Origin of the sequence: Ruminococcus flavefaciens, from assembly GCF_900116855.1 — a bacterium.
GTDB classification, from domain to species: domain Bacteria; phylum Bacillota; class Clostridia; order Oscillospirales; family Ruminococcaceae; genus Ruminococcus; species Ruminococcus flavefaciens_R.
Genome location: NZ_UETD01000002.1, coordinates 361256 through 378559 on the forward strand (window position 1 = coordinate 361256; position 17304 = coordinate 378559).

The 17304-nt window shown below is 47.6% G+C and carries 17 protein-coding genes; 5 read left to right on the forward strand and 12 right to left on the reverse strand.

Features of this window, described 5'->3' with window-relative positions:
* The first annotated feature begins 44 nt into the window (after positions 1 to 44).
* Positions 45 to 998, forward strand: a complete 954-nt coding sequence (locus DSZ37_RS01725; RefSeq protein WP_109725239.1) for a glycoside hydrolase family 5 protein — start codon at positions 45 to 47, stop codon at positions 996 to 998.
* 41 nt (positions 999 to 1039) lie between these two features.
* Here the strand turns inward: DSZ37_RS01725 and DSZ37_RS01730 are convergent, their stop codons facing one another.
* Positions 1040 to 2980: a hypothetical protein gene (locus tag DSZ37_RS01730; protein WP_109725240.1), complete on the reverse strand. Its 1941-nt coding sequence runs from the start codon at positions 2978 to 2980 to the stop codon at positions 1040 to 1042.
* 11 nt (positions 2981 to 2991) lie between these two features.
* The gene (locus DSZ37_RS01735; RefSeq protein ID WP_181380194.1) at positions 2992 to 3549 is read right to left on the reverse strand and encodes an RNA polymerase sigma factor; all 558 of its coding nucleotides are present in this window, start codon (positions 3547 to 3549) and stop codon (positions 2992 to 2994) included.
* A 238-nt stretch (positions 3550 to 3787) separates the two neighbouring features.
* On the opposite strand from DSZ37_RS01735, the gene DSZ37_RS01740 reads away from it, so the two are divergent.
* Together DSZ37_RS01740 and DSZ37_RS01745 are read left to right on the forward strand one after the other, a co-directional pair.
* Positions 3788 to 4423: a glycerol-3-phosphate acyltransferase gene (locus tag DSZ37_RS01740; protein ID WP_109725242.1), complete on the forward strand. Its 636-nt coding sequence runs from the start codon at positions 3788 to 3790 to the stop codon at positions 4421 to 4423.
* Positions 4424 to 4504: 81 nt separating this feature from the next.
* Positions 4505 to 5869 (forward strand): MATE family efflux transporter, encoded by a 1365-nt coding sequence (locus DSZ37_RS01745; protein ID WP_109725243.1) that lies wholly within the window; start codon positions 4505 to 4507, stop codon positions 5867 to 5869.
* Positions 5870 to 5946: 77 nt separating this feature from the next.
* On the opposite strand, the gene DSZ37_RS01750 is transcribed toward DSZ37_RS01745, so the two are convergent.
* From DSZ37_RS01750 to DSZ37_RS01770, 5 genes are all read right to left on the reverse strand, one after another.
* Positions 5947 to 6564 carry a rubrerythrin family protein gene (locus tag DSZ37_RS01750; RefSeq protein ID WP_109725244.1) on the reverse strand — a complete coding sequence of 206 codons (618 nt, stop codon included), beginning with the start codon at positions 6562 to 6564 and terminating at the stop codon, positions 5947 to 5949.
* Between the two features lie 44 nt (positions 6565 to 6608).
* Positions 6609 to 6836 (reverse strand): hypothetical protein, encoded by a 228-nt coding sequence (locus DSZ37_RS01755; protein WP_109725245.1) that lies wholly within the window; start codon positions 6834 to 6836, stop codon positions 6609 to 6611.
* Positions 6837 to 6943: 107 nt separating this feature from the next.
* A complete protein-coding gene (locus DSZ37_RS01760) occupies positions 6944 to 8692 on the reverse strand; it encodes an NADH-dependent [FeFe] hydrogenase, group A6 (protein WP_109725246.1) in 1749 nt (582 codons plus the stop codon).
* Between the two features lie 14 nt (positions 8693 to 8706).
* Positions 8707 to 10566, reverse strand: a complete 1860-nt coding sequence (locus DSZ37_RS01765; protein ID WP_109725373.1) for an NADH-quinone oxidoreductase subunit NuoF — start codon at positions 10564 to 10566, stop codon at positions 8707 to 8709.
* A 70-nt stretch (positions 10567 to 10636) separates the two neighbouring features.
* The gene (locus DSZ37_RS01770) at positions 10637 to 11131 is read right to left on the reverse strand and encodes a complex I 24 kDa subunit family protein (protein ID WP_109725247.1); all 495 of its coding nucleotides are present in this window, start codon (positions 11129 to 11131) and stop codon (positions 10637 to 10639) included.
* Between the two features lie 607 nt (positions 11132 to 11738).
* On the opposite strand from DSZ37_RS01770, the gene DSZ37_RS01775 reads away from it, so the two are divergent.
* Together DSZ37_RS01775 and DSZ37_RS01780 are read left to right on the forward strand one after the other, a co-directional pair.
* Positions 11739 to 11915 (forward strand): DUF4250 domain-containing protein, encoded by a 177-nt coding sequence (locus DSZ37_RS01775; protein ID WP_109725248.1) that lies wholly within the window; start codon positions 11739 to 11741, stop codon positions 11913 to 11915.
* Positions 11916 to 11967: 52 nt separating this feature from the next.
* Positions 11968 to 13392 carry an InlB B-repeat-containing protein gene (locus DSZ37_RS01780; RefSeq protein WP_181380195.1) on the forward strand — a complete coding sequence of 475 codons (1425 nt, stop codon included), beginning with the start codon at positions 11968 to 11970 and terminating at the stop codon, positions 13390 to 13392.
* 71 nt (positions 13393 to 13463) lie between these two features.
* Here DSZ37_RS01780 and DSZ37_RS01785 read toward each other — a convergent pair whose 3' ends face one another.
* The 5 genes from DSZ37_RS01785 to obgE form a co-directional block, all read right to left on the reverse strand.
* Positions 13464 to 14030 (reverse strand): manganese efflux pump MntP, encoded by a 567-nt coding sequence (locus DSZ37_RS01785; protein WP_181380196.1) that lies wholly within the window; start codon positions 14028 to 14030, stop codon positions 13464 to 13466.
* Positions 14031 to 14264: 234 nt separating this feature from the next.
* Complete coding sequence (locus DSZ37_RS01790; protein ID WP_109725250.1) at positions 14265 to 14765, reverse strand: GNAT family N-acetyltransferase; 501 nt, start codon at positions 14763 to 14765, stop codon at positions 14265 to 14267.
* A gap of 53 nt (positions 14766 to 14818) precedes the next feature.
* Positions 14819 to 15553: a YebC/PmpR family DNA-binding transcriptional regulator gene (locus DSZ37_RS01795; RefSeq protein ID WP_109725251.1), complete on the reverse strand. Its 735-nt coding sequence runs from the start codon at positions 15551 to 15553 to the stop codon at positions 14819 to 14821.
* 4 nt (positions 15554 to 15557) lie between these two features.
* A complete protein-coding gene (locus DSZ37_RS01800) occupies positions 15558 to 15980 on the reverse strand; it encodes a Mini-ribonuclease 3 (protein ID WP_109725252.1) in 423 nt (140 codons plus the stop codon).
* A 1-nt stretch (position 15981) separates the two neighbouring features.
* Positions 15982 to 17259, reverse strand: coding sequence for a GTPase ObgE (obgE, locus tag DSZ37_RS01805; protein ID WP_109725253.1), 1278 nt, complete (start codon positions 17257 to 17259; stop codon positions 15982 to 15984).
* Positions 17260 to 17304: the final 45 nt, after the last annotated feature.

Here is a 17304-nt window from a genome sequence, read left to right on the forward strand (position 1 = left end):
TTTCTTACTCAGTCTGCTATACTGTATACAGGAGGCGATATGAGATGAAAAAAATAAACGGTTTCAATAAAGGGGTTAATTTAGGCGGCTGGCTCTCACAGTGCAGCTACGAAAAGGAGCACCTGGACACCTTCGTCTGCGAAAAAGACTTTGAAATAATCGCGTCGTGGGGAGCTGATCATGTGCGTGTTCCCTTCGATTACAATATAATCGAGAACTCCGACGGCACTTTCAGTAATGAGGGCTTTGCCTATCTCGACAAGGCTGTTGCCTGTGCAAAAAAGAACGGTCTGAACATCATTCTCGACCTGCATAAGACTGCCGGCTTTTCCTTTGATTACTACGGCGAGAGCGAGAGCGGCTTCTTTGACAGTGCCGAGTATCAGGAGCGTTTCTACCGCCTGTGGGAGGAAGTTGCAAGGCGATACGGCTCACTTGCTCCCAATGCAGCGTTCGAGCTGCTCAATGAAGTAACCGATGCCGAGTTCATAGACAAGTGGAACATGATCGCCAAAGAGTGCATAAAGCGCATCAGAAAGATAGCTCCCGATATCCTTATACTTGTGGGAAGCTACCACAACAACAGCGCCGATACAGTTCAGTTCCTTGACGAGCCTTTCGACAGCAACGTCATCTATAATATGCACTGCTATGAGCCCCTGAAGTTCACTCATCAGGGCGCATACTGGACTACCGCTATCGACCCCAAGGAGCGAATCCCCTTTGAGAACAGCGTTACCTCTCCGGAGTACTTTGAGGAGCTTTTCTCCACCGCCATTGCCAAGGCTGAGGAAAACGGAAGCGGTCTCTACTGCGGCGAGTATGGCTGCATAGACGTGGTAAGTCCCGAGGATACCGTAAAATGGTTCAGAACTATTAACTCCGTATTCAAAAAGCACGGCATCGGCAGAGCCGCATGGAACTACAAGGCTATGGACTTCGGTCTTTCCGACCGTCGCCTTGACGGCGTCCGCAGCCAGCTTATCGAATTACTTTAAAAAAGTGATCCCCTTTGCACTCCGCAAAGGGGATCTTTGTTTTAGCCGTCTGATCTGGCGTAGCCGGTAAGGTCAATATCTATATGTTCAACAGGCATATTGAGTTCGATGCTGCTCACGCTCATCATATGAACCTCGGTGGAATTGTCAAGGTCCTCAGTATATCGCATAATGATACCTGTTCTCAGATCCATGAGCATCTCCTTAAAGTAGCCGTTTTCCTCTGTTCTGACAGCTACACACTGTCTTCCGAGTATTTCCTCAACGCCTTCGATATACCAGTTTTCAAAAATGTACCAGTTTCCGGGATATGTATAAAGGCAATCATATTCGATGCTTCCAAGGATGGACGGGAAGCATATCACTGCCCAGCCCGGGTCTGAGCCCATATACTCAAATGTACGGTAATTATCAGGGACGTAGTTAAACTCATAATCAAGATTGGATGAGTCAGAGGTCGTGAATGTTCTCTCGAAATTATCTGCTTTAGTCAGAATCCCCTGATTATAGCACGCGCTGTCGGAAACAGGCTGAGTACCTGTATCTACGGTGGTGTCTACGCGGAAGTAATTGGCTCTGTTGTCAACTATCTCGTGTCTGTTAGTGATCCATGTCTTTTCCGTAGATTGACCGTTGATAGTATAGCTCACCTCTGCCGTGTCAAAATAACGGTATGAATTCATAAGCACATGATATACATAGCTCTTGTTCTCAAGAGTATTAAGCTCATCGAACGAAGCAGCGTTCCAGATCTGTTGTGTATACTTCTCTGTATCCACCTTTTTGAACTGATATGTGCCATTCATCCAGCCATAGTTTATTTCATCAAGAAGCGCATTCGCTTCATCGTCATTTGCAAATACAGGGACCTGATGGAGCTGAAGCTCGCCGAACTCTCCGTTGTTAGCATTTACAGATGAAGTGGTAACGGGAACTGTGGTAACGGCAGCTGTGGTAACGACCTGATCCTCAATATTCTCTCCAACGTTATACGAACCAATCTTCCATGCGTTATCCTCGTTGACAAGAATGAGCTCTGCTCTTACTCTTGTGCCGTCCTTACGCTGATATATCCTCTTGCAGGTCATGGTCTCAAGACCGTCATCAAGGAGACCGTCTTCAATGAGTCCCTTTATGCGGTGCTCATCATTGGGCAGGAACTCCGAGGAAATAAGCTCATAATTGCTGAAGTTGAATGTATTTGCAAAATTTGATGAATAGCTTGCGTTTGGCATTACCGATGCTTCGGAATACACGTTGCCGTTATAGATTATGAACGCCCGCAGGTTCTGCTTTATAAAGCTTGCGTCATTGAATCCTACACCGTTCTCGTGTTCGCTCATATCTCCGCCCATATACTTCTCACGGGTATTGCTGCTGTAAGTGGACTCCATTATCTTCTCATATTCATCAAAAGTATCAAGCTTTTCATCGGTAACACGGTAATAGTTTATATTGGAAGGAGCATTTGCATCAATAGTGCTGATGAATGTCAGGCTGTCATCAATATCAACACCTTCCTGAGACATTGCTTTGTGGATATGCTCCAGACCATCCGTAAGCTTATCCACGACCTTATCCATGTCCACCCTGACGATCTCGCCGTCATCGGTGATGGTAGTCACCTCAACAGCCGTGACTGTCTCCGCAGGATTACTGGACTCGATATCTATCCTGTCGACCTTCTTCGACCTTGTAAGGAACACACCGCCGCATACTCCCGTCAGGAGCACTACTGCCGCAGCCGCCGCACTTACAAAGCGTATCCACTTTGGACGTGAATATCTCTCTACGCCCTCGGCTTCCTTTATAAATCCGTCCTCTGAGGTGTTTGCTTCCTCCTCTCTGAGTATATTGTATTTCTTTCTTGTGATTTCATATATCTTTTCTTTCTCTTTGTTCCCTGCCGCAGTATATTTCTCTGCGACTCTATCTATGTCACTGTCCTTATTGCTGAACAGGTAATCAAGTTTATCCTTCATCATCTATCCTCCTATCTTGTGAAACCTGCCGAAAGCAGTATATCCTTCAGGCGCTTGACTGCCCTGCTGCATCTTGCTCTAACATTATCTGACGACAACTGTACTATATCCGCGATCTCCTTGGAGCTTCGCCCGAAAAAGTACTTCTGTATGATTATGGTCGAGTCGGGTTCGCCAAGCTCCTCCACCTTATCGTAGAGCAGCTTTCTCATTTCCGACTCCTCGGCAGACTGTGCGATATTCTCTCCTGATTCTATCTCGCCTGCGTCGTCTATTGGGATATTGCTGCTGTGTCTTATGACTCTTCTGTATGTATCTATCGCCTTTCTTCTTGCCACAGAAGCCGTAAAAGCTTTCAGATTGCCCTGAACGACCTCCTGCTTATCAAAGAAGATGAAGCACTGTGCGAAAACATCTCCCACGCACTCGTCCACATCCTCTATTGATGCAATCGTCTTCAGTTTTGCAAACACGATGGTATACACATAATTGAAGTATTTGTCATAAAACGCACGCTGACCCTTTTCGGGCTCAGCTTTCAGCAGATGCTGAAGCTCATTATCTGTCATTTTCATCTCTCCTGATCATGCGCATGATTTTTTCCCCTTCATATACTCTAATCGCAGATAACTGCCGATACGAAACAGGGAACAATTATTTTTTTATTTTAACCTTTTATTTTTAAAAAAAATCAAAAATGGTACTTTACTTTTAAACGCAAATATGCTATTATATTATGTATGTAAGGTCAGTTCGACATATATTTAACGATCCGTCCTTTTGTTTTTATTTCATGGGGGGGTTTTTATGCAGATCGCACTCTGCGCTCTTATAGGTTACTTTTTCGGAAACATCAACCCTGCATTCATCATCGCCAAGATCAAGGGCTTCGACATAAGACAGAGAGGCTCGGGAAATGCAGGTGCATCAAACACTGTTATCACTATCGGAAAAAAAGCAGGGCTTTTTGTGGCGCTCTTTGACATTGCAAAGGCAGTCGCAGCTTCTCTTATAGCCGCTTACTTTTTTCCACAGATCAAATTCGCAAAGATACTTTCGGGATCATGCTGTATACTGGGACACATCTTCCCCGTACTTATGCGTTTTCACGGAGGAAAGGGTCTCGCCTCTCTCGGCGGCACCATACTCGCCTTCAATCCCTGTGTATTCATCCTTCTTCTCGGCTTCGAGATAATCCTCGGTTTTTCCATGGATTACGTCTGCATCGTACCTGTTACGGGCTCGGTAATATTCACTCTGATATATGCCCTGCTCACAGGCGACTGCATCGGAACCGCCATACTCTCAGCAGTCTCACTTATCATACTTTTCAAGCATATAGAAAACTTCAAGCGTATCCAGAACGGCACGGAAGCCCATATAAGCTTCCTGTGGAAAAAGGATCAGGAGATCGCAAGGATCAGAAAAAACGGAAGTACATGATAAAAAGTCCCTTCGGGGGCTTTTTTGCGCCCTTACGCGCAGCCGCAGCGCCATAATATGCGGCAGAACGGAGTCTTTTTTATGCCAAGAAAAGCAGCGGATATGTGTGAGGGTCCTCTTATAAGCAGGATCATACTCTACACCATACCGATCATACTCACGGGAGTTCTTCAGCTCCTGTTCAACGCCGCCGATCTCGTAGTCGTTGGTCGGTGCTGCGGAAGCAATTCCGTGGGAGCTGTGGGCTCCACCGGAGCTATCATCAACCTCATGGTAAACCTTTTCATAGGTCTTTCCGTGGGCGCAGGCGTTACTGTTGCACACGGTCTCGGCTCGGGAAGGGTCGAGGACGTCCGCAGGACAGTCCATACTGCTATCCCCACGGCTATCGTCAGCGGAGCAGTTCTCACGCTGGTGGGGGTGCTGTTTTCCGGAAAATTTCTCAGCCTCATGGACACGCCGAAAGAGCAGCTCCACCTCGCCACATCCTATATGCGCATCTATTTCTGCGGAACTATCGCCAGCATGATATACAACTTCGGCTCGGCAATTCTCCGCGCCGCAGGTGATACACAGAGTCCCCTCTACTATCTGACAGCCGCAGGAGTTCTCAATGTTCTCCTCAATCTGTTTTTTGTAATCGTTTTCAGAATGGACGTTGCAGGGGTAGCACTTGCGACAACTATATCACAGATACTGTCGGCACTACTTATACTCCGCGCTCTCATGAAGCGCGAGGACGCCTGTAAGCTTGACCTAAGGAAGATGCATATCTACGGCAGACAGCTGAAAAGGATAATCCAGATAGGCTTTCCCGCAGGTATACAAGGCTCGCTGTTCTCAGCTTCAAATGTTATCATACAGTCATCTATAAACTCGTTCGGTCCCATCGTCAACTCGGGAAACGCCGCCGCTCAGAACATTGAAGGCTTCGTATACACATCCATGAACTCCTACAGCCAGACCGCTCTCAACTTCACAGGTCAGAACTTCGGTGCAGGCAAATTCGACCGTATCCGAAAGATAATGTGGATATGCCTTATCGCTGTCTTCTGCACGGGTGCAGCACTCGGTGTGACTGCACTTTTCTTCGGAAAGCCTCTCCTCGGCATCTATATTACCGATTCCGAGGAAGCCATAAAGTACGGACTTGTGAGAATGACCTACATTATGCTCCCATACTTTCTCTGCGGACTCATGGATGTTACTACGGGACTTATCCGCGGTCTGGGAAGCTCCGTGACCCCCATGCTCATAACCATAGCCGGAGTGGTCGGAATACGTCTGGGCTGGATATATGTTGTTTTCAGGATACCGCAGTATCACTCCATCAAGAGTCTTTACCTTTCATATGCCATTTCATGGGCAATCACCTTCCTTGCTGAGCTGATCGTTTTTATAGTGCTGATGAACAAGCTGAAGAAACGGCAGAACAAACAAGAATAGTTCGGACTTCATACAGAAGTTCAGCCCCGAGTTTTACCTCGGGGCTTGTTTATTTTAATAAAGCATATGCATAAGACTTACGCTGATACGGTGTCGCAGGAAGTGAATGCCGCTTCCTCACGGCGGATAAAATATCCCTGTTCAGCCCTGCACACGGGGCACTCCTGAGGTGGTTCGCTGCCCTTGTGGATGTGTCCGCAGTTAAGGCAGATCCAGCACTGCTCTGTGTCATTGCTTCGGAAAAGCATACCGCTGCGGTAAAGCTCTCCGTAGTATCTGAACCGCGCTCTGTGGCTGTTTTCTATATCGGCGATCATCCTGAACTTGGACGCTGCCTCGGTAAAGCCCTCATCGGCAGCAATTCGTGCAAAATCAGGATACACCACCGAGAACTCCTTCTTCTCCTCCCTCTCGGAAGCGTCAAGGAGCTTCTGTATCTCCTCGGTGACCTCGGCAGGAAAGCCTGCTGAGATGTCTATATCTTGTCCCGTCCCCTCCTTCAGCAGCTTCCAGAACACAATGGCATGGCGCTCCTCCTGTTCGGCGGTAAAACGGAACATCCGCTCAAGTCCCACAAGCTTCTGCTGCTGGGCGGTCAGGGCAGCCTGATAATACCTCTGCCGAGACTGACACTCACCTGCAAAGGCTCGCATAAGATTGATACGGGTCTGACTTTCTGAAAAACTTGTCTGCATGATAATACCTCCTTTTGGAAGTAGTATGTGCAGATATTTTTTTATTATACACTTTCCCCCGGGATAGTATAGCGGTATTTCATTATATTCTCGGGATTTTTGAGGCGAAGGTTCTGGATATGACCGCAGCGCGGACAGGCATCACAGATGACCTGACTCCTCTTCGGCTTCAGTTTTTGCTCCTCACCTTCCGGATAAAACTGGACAGCGTAGGGTGTAACGAGAGTACCTGATACTACCTTTGCTGCGCAGAATTCACATACGTTATCCATATTGTTTCCCCCTAATTTAAGATATTACAATTATAGCACTTTGCGCTGTTCATGTCAATAAAGAAGGGCGGACAAATTTGTCCGCCCTCAATGAATTCAGCTTTTGATTATATCTCGTTAACTTTTCTCTTAACGTAGGATGTGTGGAGAACCTCGTGAGCCTTGTGGCTGCCGGGCTTCTCAAAGAACTCCTCGTAAACCTTCTTGATAGCAGGGTTCTCGTGAGACTGTCTGAGAGGCATTGACTTGTCGAGGTTGTAGAGAACCTTAGCTCTCTCCTCTCTGATGTCAACGAAGTTTCTTACGCCCATAGGAACCTGAGGCTGACCGCCGCCGTTTACACAGCCGCCGGGACAAGCCATAACTTCTACGAACTGAGCATCGCACTTGCCTGCTCTTATATCGTCAAGAACCTTTCTTGCATTTGCAAGACCGCTTGTTACGATGACCTTGACATCGTTGCCTGCAACGTTGTATGTAGCTTCCTTGATAGCCTTTGTACCACGAACCTCGGGGAGATCTGTTACGTTCTCGCCTGTGAGTGTGTATACAGCTGTTCTGAGAGCAGCCTCCATAACACCGCCTGTTGCACCGAAGATAACGCCTGCACCTGTAGAGATTCCAAGCGGATCATCGAACTTCTCATCGGGAAGTGAGTTGAACAGGATACCTGCGCGCTCGATCATTCTGCCGAGCTCACGGGTTGTAAGAGCGTAATCAACATCGGGTACGCCTGCAGCGCTCTGATCGGGTCTGCCGATCTCGAACTTCTTAGCTGTACAAGGCATGATAGATACCATAACAATGTTCTTGGGATCAAGACCCATCTTCTGAGCGTAGTATGTCTTAGCAGTTGCACCGAACATCTGCTGAGGAGACTTACATGAAGAAAGGTGATCGAGAAGATCGGGATAATAGTGCTCACAGAACTTGACCCATCCGGGTGAGCATGATGTGATGAGAGGAAGTGTTCCGCCGTTTGTGAAACGATCGAGGAACTCGTTAGCCTCTTCCATGATAGTGAGGTCAGCAGCAAAGTCTGTATCGAATACCTTGTCGAAGCCCAGTCTGCGGAGAGCAGCTGCCATTTTGCCTTCAACATTTGTACCTATAGGATTGCCAAAGCACTCGCCGAGACCGGCACGAACAGCAGGAGCTGTCTGAACGAGAACAGTCTTCTCGGGATCAGCGATAGCTGCCAGAACTTCCTTGGTGTAATCCTTCTCTGAGAGTGCGCCTACAGGACAAACAGCGATACACTGACCGCAGGATACACAGCTTGTCTCGCCGAGACCCATGTCAAATGAAGAGCCGATATATGTCTTGAAGCCTCTCTCGTTAGCACCGATAACACCGATACCCTGTGTCTTTGCACACACTGCTACGCAGCGGCGGCAAAGGATACACTTGTTGTTGTCACGGTACATATGTGCAGCAGTGTTGTCTACCTCATACTCATTCTTGATGCCGTCGTATACAGTAGCGTCCTCAACACCGTAATCCTTAGCAAGCTTCTGGAGCTCACAGTTGCCGCTTCTTACGCAGGAGAGACACTTTCTGTCATGAGTTGAAAGAATGAGCTCGAGAGTTCTCTTTCTTGACTCGATGACCTTGGGTGAGCTTGTGAGTATCTCCATGTTGTTGGAACAGGGATATACGCAGCCTGCTACGAGACGGAAGCCTCTGCCCTCGTTTACCTCTGTAACGCAGATACGGCAGGCACCGATCTCGTTGATCTCTTTCATATAGCAAAGTGTAGGAATTTCAAAGCCGGCCATGTGAGCAGCTTCAAGAACAGTAGTGCCCTTGGGGACTTCTAATTCTACACCGTTGATTTTAACAGTTATATTTTCCATTACTATTCCTCCGCTTACTTCTTGATGATTGCCTTGAACTTACATGTTGCGATACAAGCGCCGCACTTTACGCACTTGCTCTTATCGATCTCCATAGCGGCAAGCTTCTTGCCGGGAGCGATATAGTCAGTTCTTGTGATAGCGGATGCAGGACACTGCTTAGCACACATACCGCAGCCGATACACTTGTCCTTTTCGATCTCGAAGCTGAGGAGGTCCTTACATACGCCTGCGGGACACTTCTTGTCAACAACGTGAGCGATGTACTCGTCACGGAAGCATCTGAGTGTGGAGAGAACAGGGTTAGGAGCTGTCTGTCCAAGACCGCAGAGTGAGTTAGCCTTGATGTGATATGCCAGTTCTTCCAGCTTGTCAAGATCCTCGAGAGTACCCTTGCCCTTTGTGATCTTGTCAAGGATCTCCCACATTCTCTTTGTACCGATACGGCAGGGTGTACACTTACCGCAGGACTCATCAACAGTGAACTCGAGGAAGAACTTAGCGATGTCGACCATACAGTTGTCCTCGTCCATAACGATAAGTCCGCCAGAACCCATCATTGAGCCGATACCGATGAGGTTATCGTAATCGATGGGGATATCGAAGTTGGATGCATCGATACATCCGCCTGAAGGACCACCTGTCTGAGCAGCCTTGAACTTCTTTCCGTTGGGGATACCGCCGCCGATCTCTTCGATAACTTCGCGGAGAGTTGTACCCATAGGAACTTCAACGAGACCTGTGTTCTTGATCTTGCCGCCGAGGGCGAATACCTTGGTACCCTTTGACTTCTCGGTACCCATAGATGCGAACCAGTCAGCACCGTTGAGGATGATCTGGGGGATGTTTGCATATGTCTCAACATTGTTGAGGATAGTAGGCTTCTGGAAGAGACCCTTTTCAGCAGGGAAAGGAGGTCTCGGACGGGGCTCACCACGGTTGCCCTCGATAGATGTCATAAGAGCTGTCTCCTCACCGCAGACGAAAGCGCCTGCACCGAGACGAAGGTCGATATCGAAGCAGAAATCTGTTCCGAAGATGTTCTTACCGAGCATACCGTTCTCACGAGCCTGCTTGATAGCGATATTAAGACGCTCAACAGCGATAGGATACTCAGCACGAACGTAGATGTAACCCTGTGTTGCGCCGATAGCGTAACCTGCGATGGACATAGCCTCAAGTACAACGTGGGGATCGCCCTCGAGTACAGAACGGTCCATGAATGCACCCGGGTCGCCCTCGTCGGCGTTACAGCATACATACTTCTGGTCAGCGTTGGGAACGATGTTTCTTGCAAGCTTCCACTTCATACCTGTGGGGAAGCCGCCGCCTCCGCGTCCGCGGAGACCGGAGTCGAGGATAGTCTGGATAACGTCCTCGGGAGTCATAGTTGTGAGGACCTTGCCGAGAGCCTGATAGCCGTCACGGCCTATGTACTCATTGATGTCCTCGGGGTTGATAACACCGCAGTTTCTGAGAGCAACACGGTGCTGCTTTTTGTAGAATGATGTATCGTCAAGTGCCTTGATCTCGTCGCCTGCAACAGTCTCCTCATAGAGGAACTCCTTGACAGGATTGCCGCCGATAAGGTGCTCATCAACGATGCGGGGGATCTCATCTACCTTAACACGTGAGTAGAATGAGCCCTCTGGATATACGATCATGATAGGACCGCGCTCGCAAAGTCCGAAGCAGCCTGTCTTAACGATCTTTACCTTATCTGTAAGTCCCTTTTCTGCGAATTCCTTCTCAAGCTCCGCAATGATCTTGGGTGAGCCCGAAGAGGTACATCCTGTACCGCCGCAGACAAGGACGTGTCTTTCATATTTTGAAGAAGCATTGCCATGTGTTCTGAGAGCGACCTCGCCCACCATGCTGTCTCTGACAACCTTGAGTTCTTCAAGAGTCTTCATAAGTTAACCTCCTAAATGGTAATGTTTGGAATTAAGCGTATTTTGCAATGATCTTGTCAACGTCGTCAACAGTGAGACGGCCGTAAACATCTTCATTAACTGTAAGAACGGGTGCAAGTCCGCAAGCGCCTATGCAGCGGCAAGCATCAAGAGAGAACTTACCGTCGGGAGTGCATTCGCCACCGCCGATTCCAAGCTTTTCCTGGAGCTTATTGTAGATATCTCCGGAACCCTTTACATAGCAAGCTGTACCGAGACAGACTGAGATCGTGTACTCTCCCTTGGGATAGAGTGAGAACTGAGCGTAGAAGGTAACAACGCCGTAGATCTTTTCAAGCGGGATGCCTGTGTTGTCGGAAATAAGAGCCTGGACCTCAATTGGAAGGTAGCCGTAGATCTCCTGAGCCTTCTGGAGTATCGGCATAAGAGAACCCTTATCGTTCTTCTTTTCTTCGATAACCTTGAGAAGCTCAGCTTCCTGCTCGGGAGTACCCTTGAAGGGAACAGTTGATTTAGCTGAATTCATTTAATGGACCTCCTTGTTTTAGCTGTGAAAAATGTAACAATGTCACGCATAAAAAAGATAATGAGACAACATATCACATCTCACATATCTTAATGTATTATACCATATATAAAAGAAAATTTCTATCTCCAATTTAGCCTAATTCGGCTTTAGATTACTGTGCATTTTATACAATAATGTCGAATAATCGATTGTTAGTATCATATAACATTTACAAGTGTCAATGTTCTTTAGTTTCCCCTATTATCTTTATCGTCAAGCTTCAGGTTTATGTCATGTCAGAGTTTGAACTAATTGTAAATAAAGCATATGTAATTCTAATTAAAAATTGTTCTGCTCACTGGCATTTTCGCCATAAAACCATAGCTGATTATGCATTTTTTGTTATCCCTTCGCCTGAAGATAAAAATATTAAAACAGATTACATATTTACCAAAAGTTCTATTTTTCGTTTTTTCAAAATTTATTGACAAAACCTCGTTCTTATTGTATATTAATTTTAGAACATATAAATAAGCGCAGAATTTCGCGTTTTCTGCTCAGCTGTGGTAATGTCCTGCACTGCATTCCACCGCTGTTTTACCGTCTGAATGGCAAAGGAGTTATTATGAATTTACCAAACGATCCCGTTATTTTATTAAGCTATGTAAATACTCTCCTCCGTGATGAGTATCCGTCCTTCGAGGAGCTCTGCAAAAGCCTGTGCGTCCCCGAGGAGGATATCAGCAGCAAACTGAGCAGCATCGGATATGTTTATGATCCAAATTCTAATTCATTCAGATAGTGACCCGTCATGACGGTCACTGACGATGCTGCCGCATCGGATGGGAGGGCTTATGAAATCAATCGCTAAAACTATCACGTCTCTCACAGCAGCCGCTGTGATGACGTTCTGCTCCGCAAATATCGGTATGTCTTTCGGAGCAGATACAGAGACAAAAGACAAATGTATCGTACACTATGACATCAGCGGAGAGGGTATCTTTATCCCCGATGATGAGGATGGAAATCCACAGAGCATCGAGGACGAGGAAACTTCCCCCAACAGCTCTATCTTTATAACAGATATCGAGCCCGAGCGCGAAGGCTATTATTTCAGCTGCTGGACCTACGATGATGTTTACGCTTATACTGCCGGCTCAGTTATGCAGGTATTCGACGATGATATCACTCTGCACCCTGTATGGGTCGAAAAGGGAGACACCACCGTCCATAAGATCACATTCAGAGTTGAATATGACGGAGTTATAGATACCGCAGCCGAAAAGGCCGTGCCTCCGCAAAAACAAGTGGCGGGAAGATATGTAACCATCCCTCATACTTCATTTGCACCCGACGGCTACAAGCAGAGAGGCTGGACCGATGGTATACATGAGTTCCCCGGCGATTCAAAAATGCTCGTAGGCAATGAGGATATTATTCTCCGCCCTAATCTCAAAAAGATATATATGCTCAGATATTCTGTTGGTGATGTCGACGGTATCATCGGTACCACCTCGCAGGAATACGAAAACGCAGAGACAGTCGCAACAAATCTTCAGGCTGCCGATCGTTTCTCAAGAATTGGATACGAGATCAAGAGCTGGCACTGTGTTACAGACGGCAAGGACTATGAACCCAACGCATATTATGTAATGCCCTCAAGTGATGTTCTCATGGTCCCCAACTGGGAGCCTATCAGATACGTCGTAGTTTTCAGACCCGGCACAGGCACAAAGGACAACATCAAGGTCCCGGGTTACACAGGTTCAGAGATAACGGTTCCTGAGTGTACAGTCACTAAGGACGGCTTCACATTCGGAGGTTGGCAGATAGAAGATACTATCGTTCAGCCCGGTGAGCAGTACACCATCAAGGGAGCAGCTCCGGGTCTCGGAATTTCCTTTAACGCTGTATGGAACGCTGCGGGTTCAGAGGTAACAACTTCCACAACTACCACTGTTACCACAACTACGACCACTTCTTCTGAAACAACTACTACCACATCGACCACATCAGGTCCCGTGTCGGAGATCGTTTACGGCGACTCAAACTGTGACGGCACAGTCGAGCTTGCTGACGCTATCCTTCTTATGCAGTCAATGGCTAACCCCAACAAGTACGGCACAAAGGGCAGCGATGAAAAGCACCTGACTGATCAGGGCGTTCTCAACGGTGACGTTGATAGTTCTGTTGTAGGTATCACAGCAAATGATGCTCTTATGATACAGGAATTCCTGCTTCATAAGATCAATACACTGACTCCAGCTGCAAAGGCATAAAAAAAGACTGCACAAAGCAGTCTCATAAAGTAAGTTTACCGAGGGTCCTTCAAAAAGCCCTCGGTTTTCTGTTATATAACACCGAGCCCGTCAAGGAGCAGCTTTACGCCTATAAGTATAAGAATAACACCTCCTGCGATCTCTGCTTTCTTTTCGTACTTATTGCCAAACCGGTGTCCGATAAATACTCCTGCAAATGAGAGCAGGAATGTAACGACTCCGATGACCGTAACGGAGAATACGAGAGGAGTTCCTTCGGCGGCAAATACAATACCTACTGCCAGAGCATCTATACTTGTAGCAACTGCAAGCACAAAAAGTTCCTTTATGTCAAGACTGTATTCCTTACAGTCCCCGTCATTATTCTCCCTTACAGCCTCTATCACCATTTTTCCTCCTATAACGGCAAGGAGTCCGAAGGATAACCAGTGGCTGAATGAGCTTATGACATCTGCAAAACGGCTTCCGAGGAAAAATCCTATCATTGGCATGAGTGCCTGAAAGACTCCGAAGAACAGTGCGGTTATAACTCCGCCCTTCAGATCAAGCTTTTTCATGCTCAGCCCCTTACAGACAGACACCGAAAAAGCGTCCATAGCCAGCCCCACAGAAATGAGCAGTAACTCTGTTATTCCCATACAAACGTCCTCTCAAAAAAAATTCGGATACCTGCGTACCCGAAAGATCGCTCAGGTACAGCAAAAAACTATACATGAGTCTCATTATTCAAGGCAAAACCGGACGCATGATGCGTCAGTATGTCGGCTTGCCGCACACATCAGTGTGTTAACTACTCCCTCATATAACATAGCTTATTATACATTATATAAAAGAGCAAGTCAATATATTACTGTTTGTATCTTAAAACCTTATCAAAGCTCATAGGTCATTATGTAATCGTCCATCACATAACCGCCGCCGATATCGGTGACCACCTCATCGGTAACTGTAAAACCCTTTTTCTTGTATACATCTATTGCATGGTCGTTGTGCTTGTTTACTGTGAGATATACCTCAGACTTGCCGTTGTCTCTTGCCTCCTCAAACACCTTTTCAAGCATCTGTGAGGCAATACCGCTTCCGCGCTTATCCTTGCGAAGATAAAGCTTACTGAGGAAGAAGCGGCTGTCTTTCTCGGGTCTGACTCCGATATAGCCGCAAAGCTCTCCATCGTCACGAACTGCAAAATAACTGTAATCCTGATCGATGAGCTGCTTTGTCATAGCCTTGTATGACTGGAATTTATCGACCATATAGTCGATCTGTCCTTCACTTATTATGCCCGTGAAGCACTCGTGCCAGATAATGTCCGCCAGCTGCGCTGTCTCCTTGAGTTCGGTATCGCTGCCGATCTTCTTTATGGTAATAGCCATATACAAGCTCCTGTTCGCTGTAATAGTGGGGGCAGCGGAGCTGCCCGCGGTGGTTATTCTTCCTCGGGCATCTCCCAGTTATGATATACGTTCTGAACGTCGTCGTTCTCCTCAAGGTGCTCAAGAAGCAGATTCATTTTCTTGATGTGATCCTCATCGGTGAGAGTTGTATAGTTTGCGGGGATCATTTCAGCCTCTGCTGAAAGTACGTTGTAGCCCTTTGCTGTAAGAGCCTCACGAACCTCGCCTACACTCTCGGGAGCACACTCGATCTCAACAGTCTCCTCATTGATATCGAAGTCATCTCCGCCGCACTCGAATACATCGTCCATTACCTTGTCCTCATCGAGACCTGTGTTCTCAAGGATAACGATACCCTTGTTTGTGAACATGAAAGACACGCATCCGATAGTACCGAGGTTACCGCCGAACTTGTCGAAATAGTGACGAATCTCGCCTGCTGTTCTGTTTCTGTTGTCGGTAAGGCACTCTACGATAACAGCAACACCGTTAGGGCCATATCCTTCGTATGTTATGTTCTCGTAGTTGTTCTTGTCGCCGTCGCCGGCTGCCTTCTTGATGATACGCTCGATATTGTCGTTAGGCACGTTGTTTGACTTTGCCTTGGCGATAAGGTCACGAAGCTTTGCGTTGTTGTTGGGGTCGGGACCGCCTTCCTTTACAACGACTGTGATCTCACGGCCGATCTTGGTGAAGATCTTGCCCTTTGCAGCATCGGTCGCTTCCTTCTTGCGCTTGATATTATTCCATTTTGAATGACCTGACATAGTTTTACACTCCTATCTGTTCATTTACGTTTAGATCTGAATTTATGATAAGTTCAAACAGCTCGCTGATACGCTCGTTTCCGCCTGTCAGATAAAGGTATCCGAAAAGGCACTCAAGAGCAGTGGCGCGGCGGTACTCCGCAGCGTCTGCGTGCTTCGGAACAGTATTGCCCGTAGCATTGCGTCCCCTTTTTAAGACCGCAAGCTCATGCTCCGAAAGCTGCTCTGCAACGAGATCGTATGCTTTTGACTGGAACTCCGCACAGACCAGTCTGATCTTGGCTGAGTGGAGCTTCGCCACAGGCATATTCGCCTTGCGGAGAAGATACTCCCTCACCAGTGTATCGTACACGCTGTCACCCAGAAAAGCAAGAGTCAGCGGACTGTATGAATTAGCTTCACGCTCTGTAAGTTTTTCTCTGCTCATATCAGTTTACAAAGTCGAACTCGAAGCCCTCAAGGCTTACGGTATCGCCCTCCTGAATGCCCATTTCCTCAAGCTTTGCAATGATACCGCTGTTGATGAGAACGCGCTGGAAATACTGGAGCGACGAATAGTCGTCGGGGTCAACAGTACGCATGATAGGCTGTATCCACGGAGCGTCCACGAAGTAAATGCCGTCCTCAACGGTTATCTCGAACTTCTTGTCAACGCCCAGCATCTCATCCAGCTCCTCCTGCGGGATAGGCTCTGCCTCAAATTCCCTGATGGGAGGAAGGGTATCCAGCACCTCCGAGACCTTGTTAATAAGCTCGGCAGTACCCTGTGTGGTGGCTGCTGATATGCAGAAAAATGGTATATTCTTGTCCTCAATATATTTACGGAACTTCTCGATCTGTTCCTCTGTCGCCATGTCGGACTTGTTTGCCGCTACGATCTGCGGACGGACCGCAAGCTCCTCGTTGAACTTTGCAAGCTCAGCATTGATGACCTCGAAATCCTCGCAGGGATCACGTCCCTCAATGCCTGAAACGTCTACAACATGGACTATAAGGCGGCATCTTTCAACGTGTCTCAGGAACTCATGTCCCAGACCGACACCGTCGCCTGCACCTTCGATAAGTCCGGGGATATCCGCCATAACGAAGGACTTTTCCTCATCCACCCTGACAACTCCGAGAACGGGAGTAAGGGTAGTAAAATGGTAATTTGCTATCTTAGGCTTTGCGGCGCTCACAACAGATATAAGTGTTGACTTTCCCACATTGGGATAGCCCACAAGTCCCACATCCGCAAGGAGTTTCAGCTCCAGAGTGACCTCGAACTCCTCGCCGGGGAAACCGGGCTTTGCGAACTTGGGTATCTGGCGTGTTGAGGTGGCAAAATGGACATTGCCCTTGCCGCCCTGACCGCCTCTCGCAAGCACCTTTGGCTCGTCCGTGGACATATCAGCCATTATCCTTCCGCTTTTGGCGTCGCGTATAACGGTACCTCTCGGCACCTTGATTATAAGCGGCTGAGCGCTTTTGCCCGTACAGTTTCTGCTGCTGCCGTTCTCACCGCGGTCCGCCACATATTTTCTCTTGTATCTGAAGTCTATAAGGGTCGAAAAATTATCATCGACCTGAAAAACTACATCTCCGCCGCGTCCGCCGTCGCCACCGTCGGGACCTCCCGCCGCAACATATTTTTCACGGTGAAAGGACACTGCTCCGTCGCCGCCGTCACCTGCTTTGATCTTTATCTTCGCCTGATCAACGAACATTTCCGACCTCCGTTTCTAAAGAAAAAACCCAAGCAAATGCTCGGG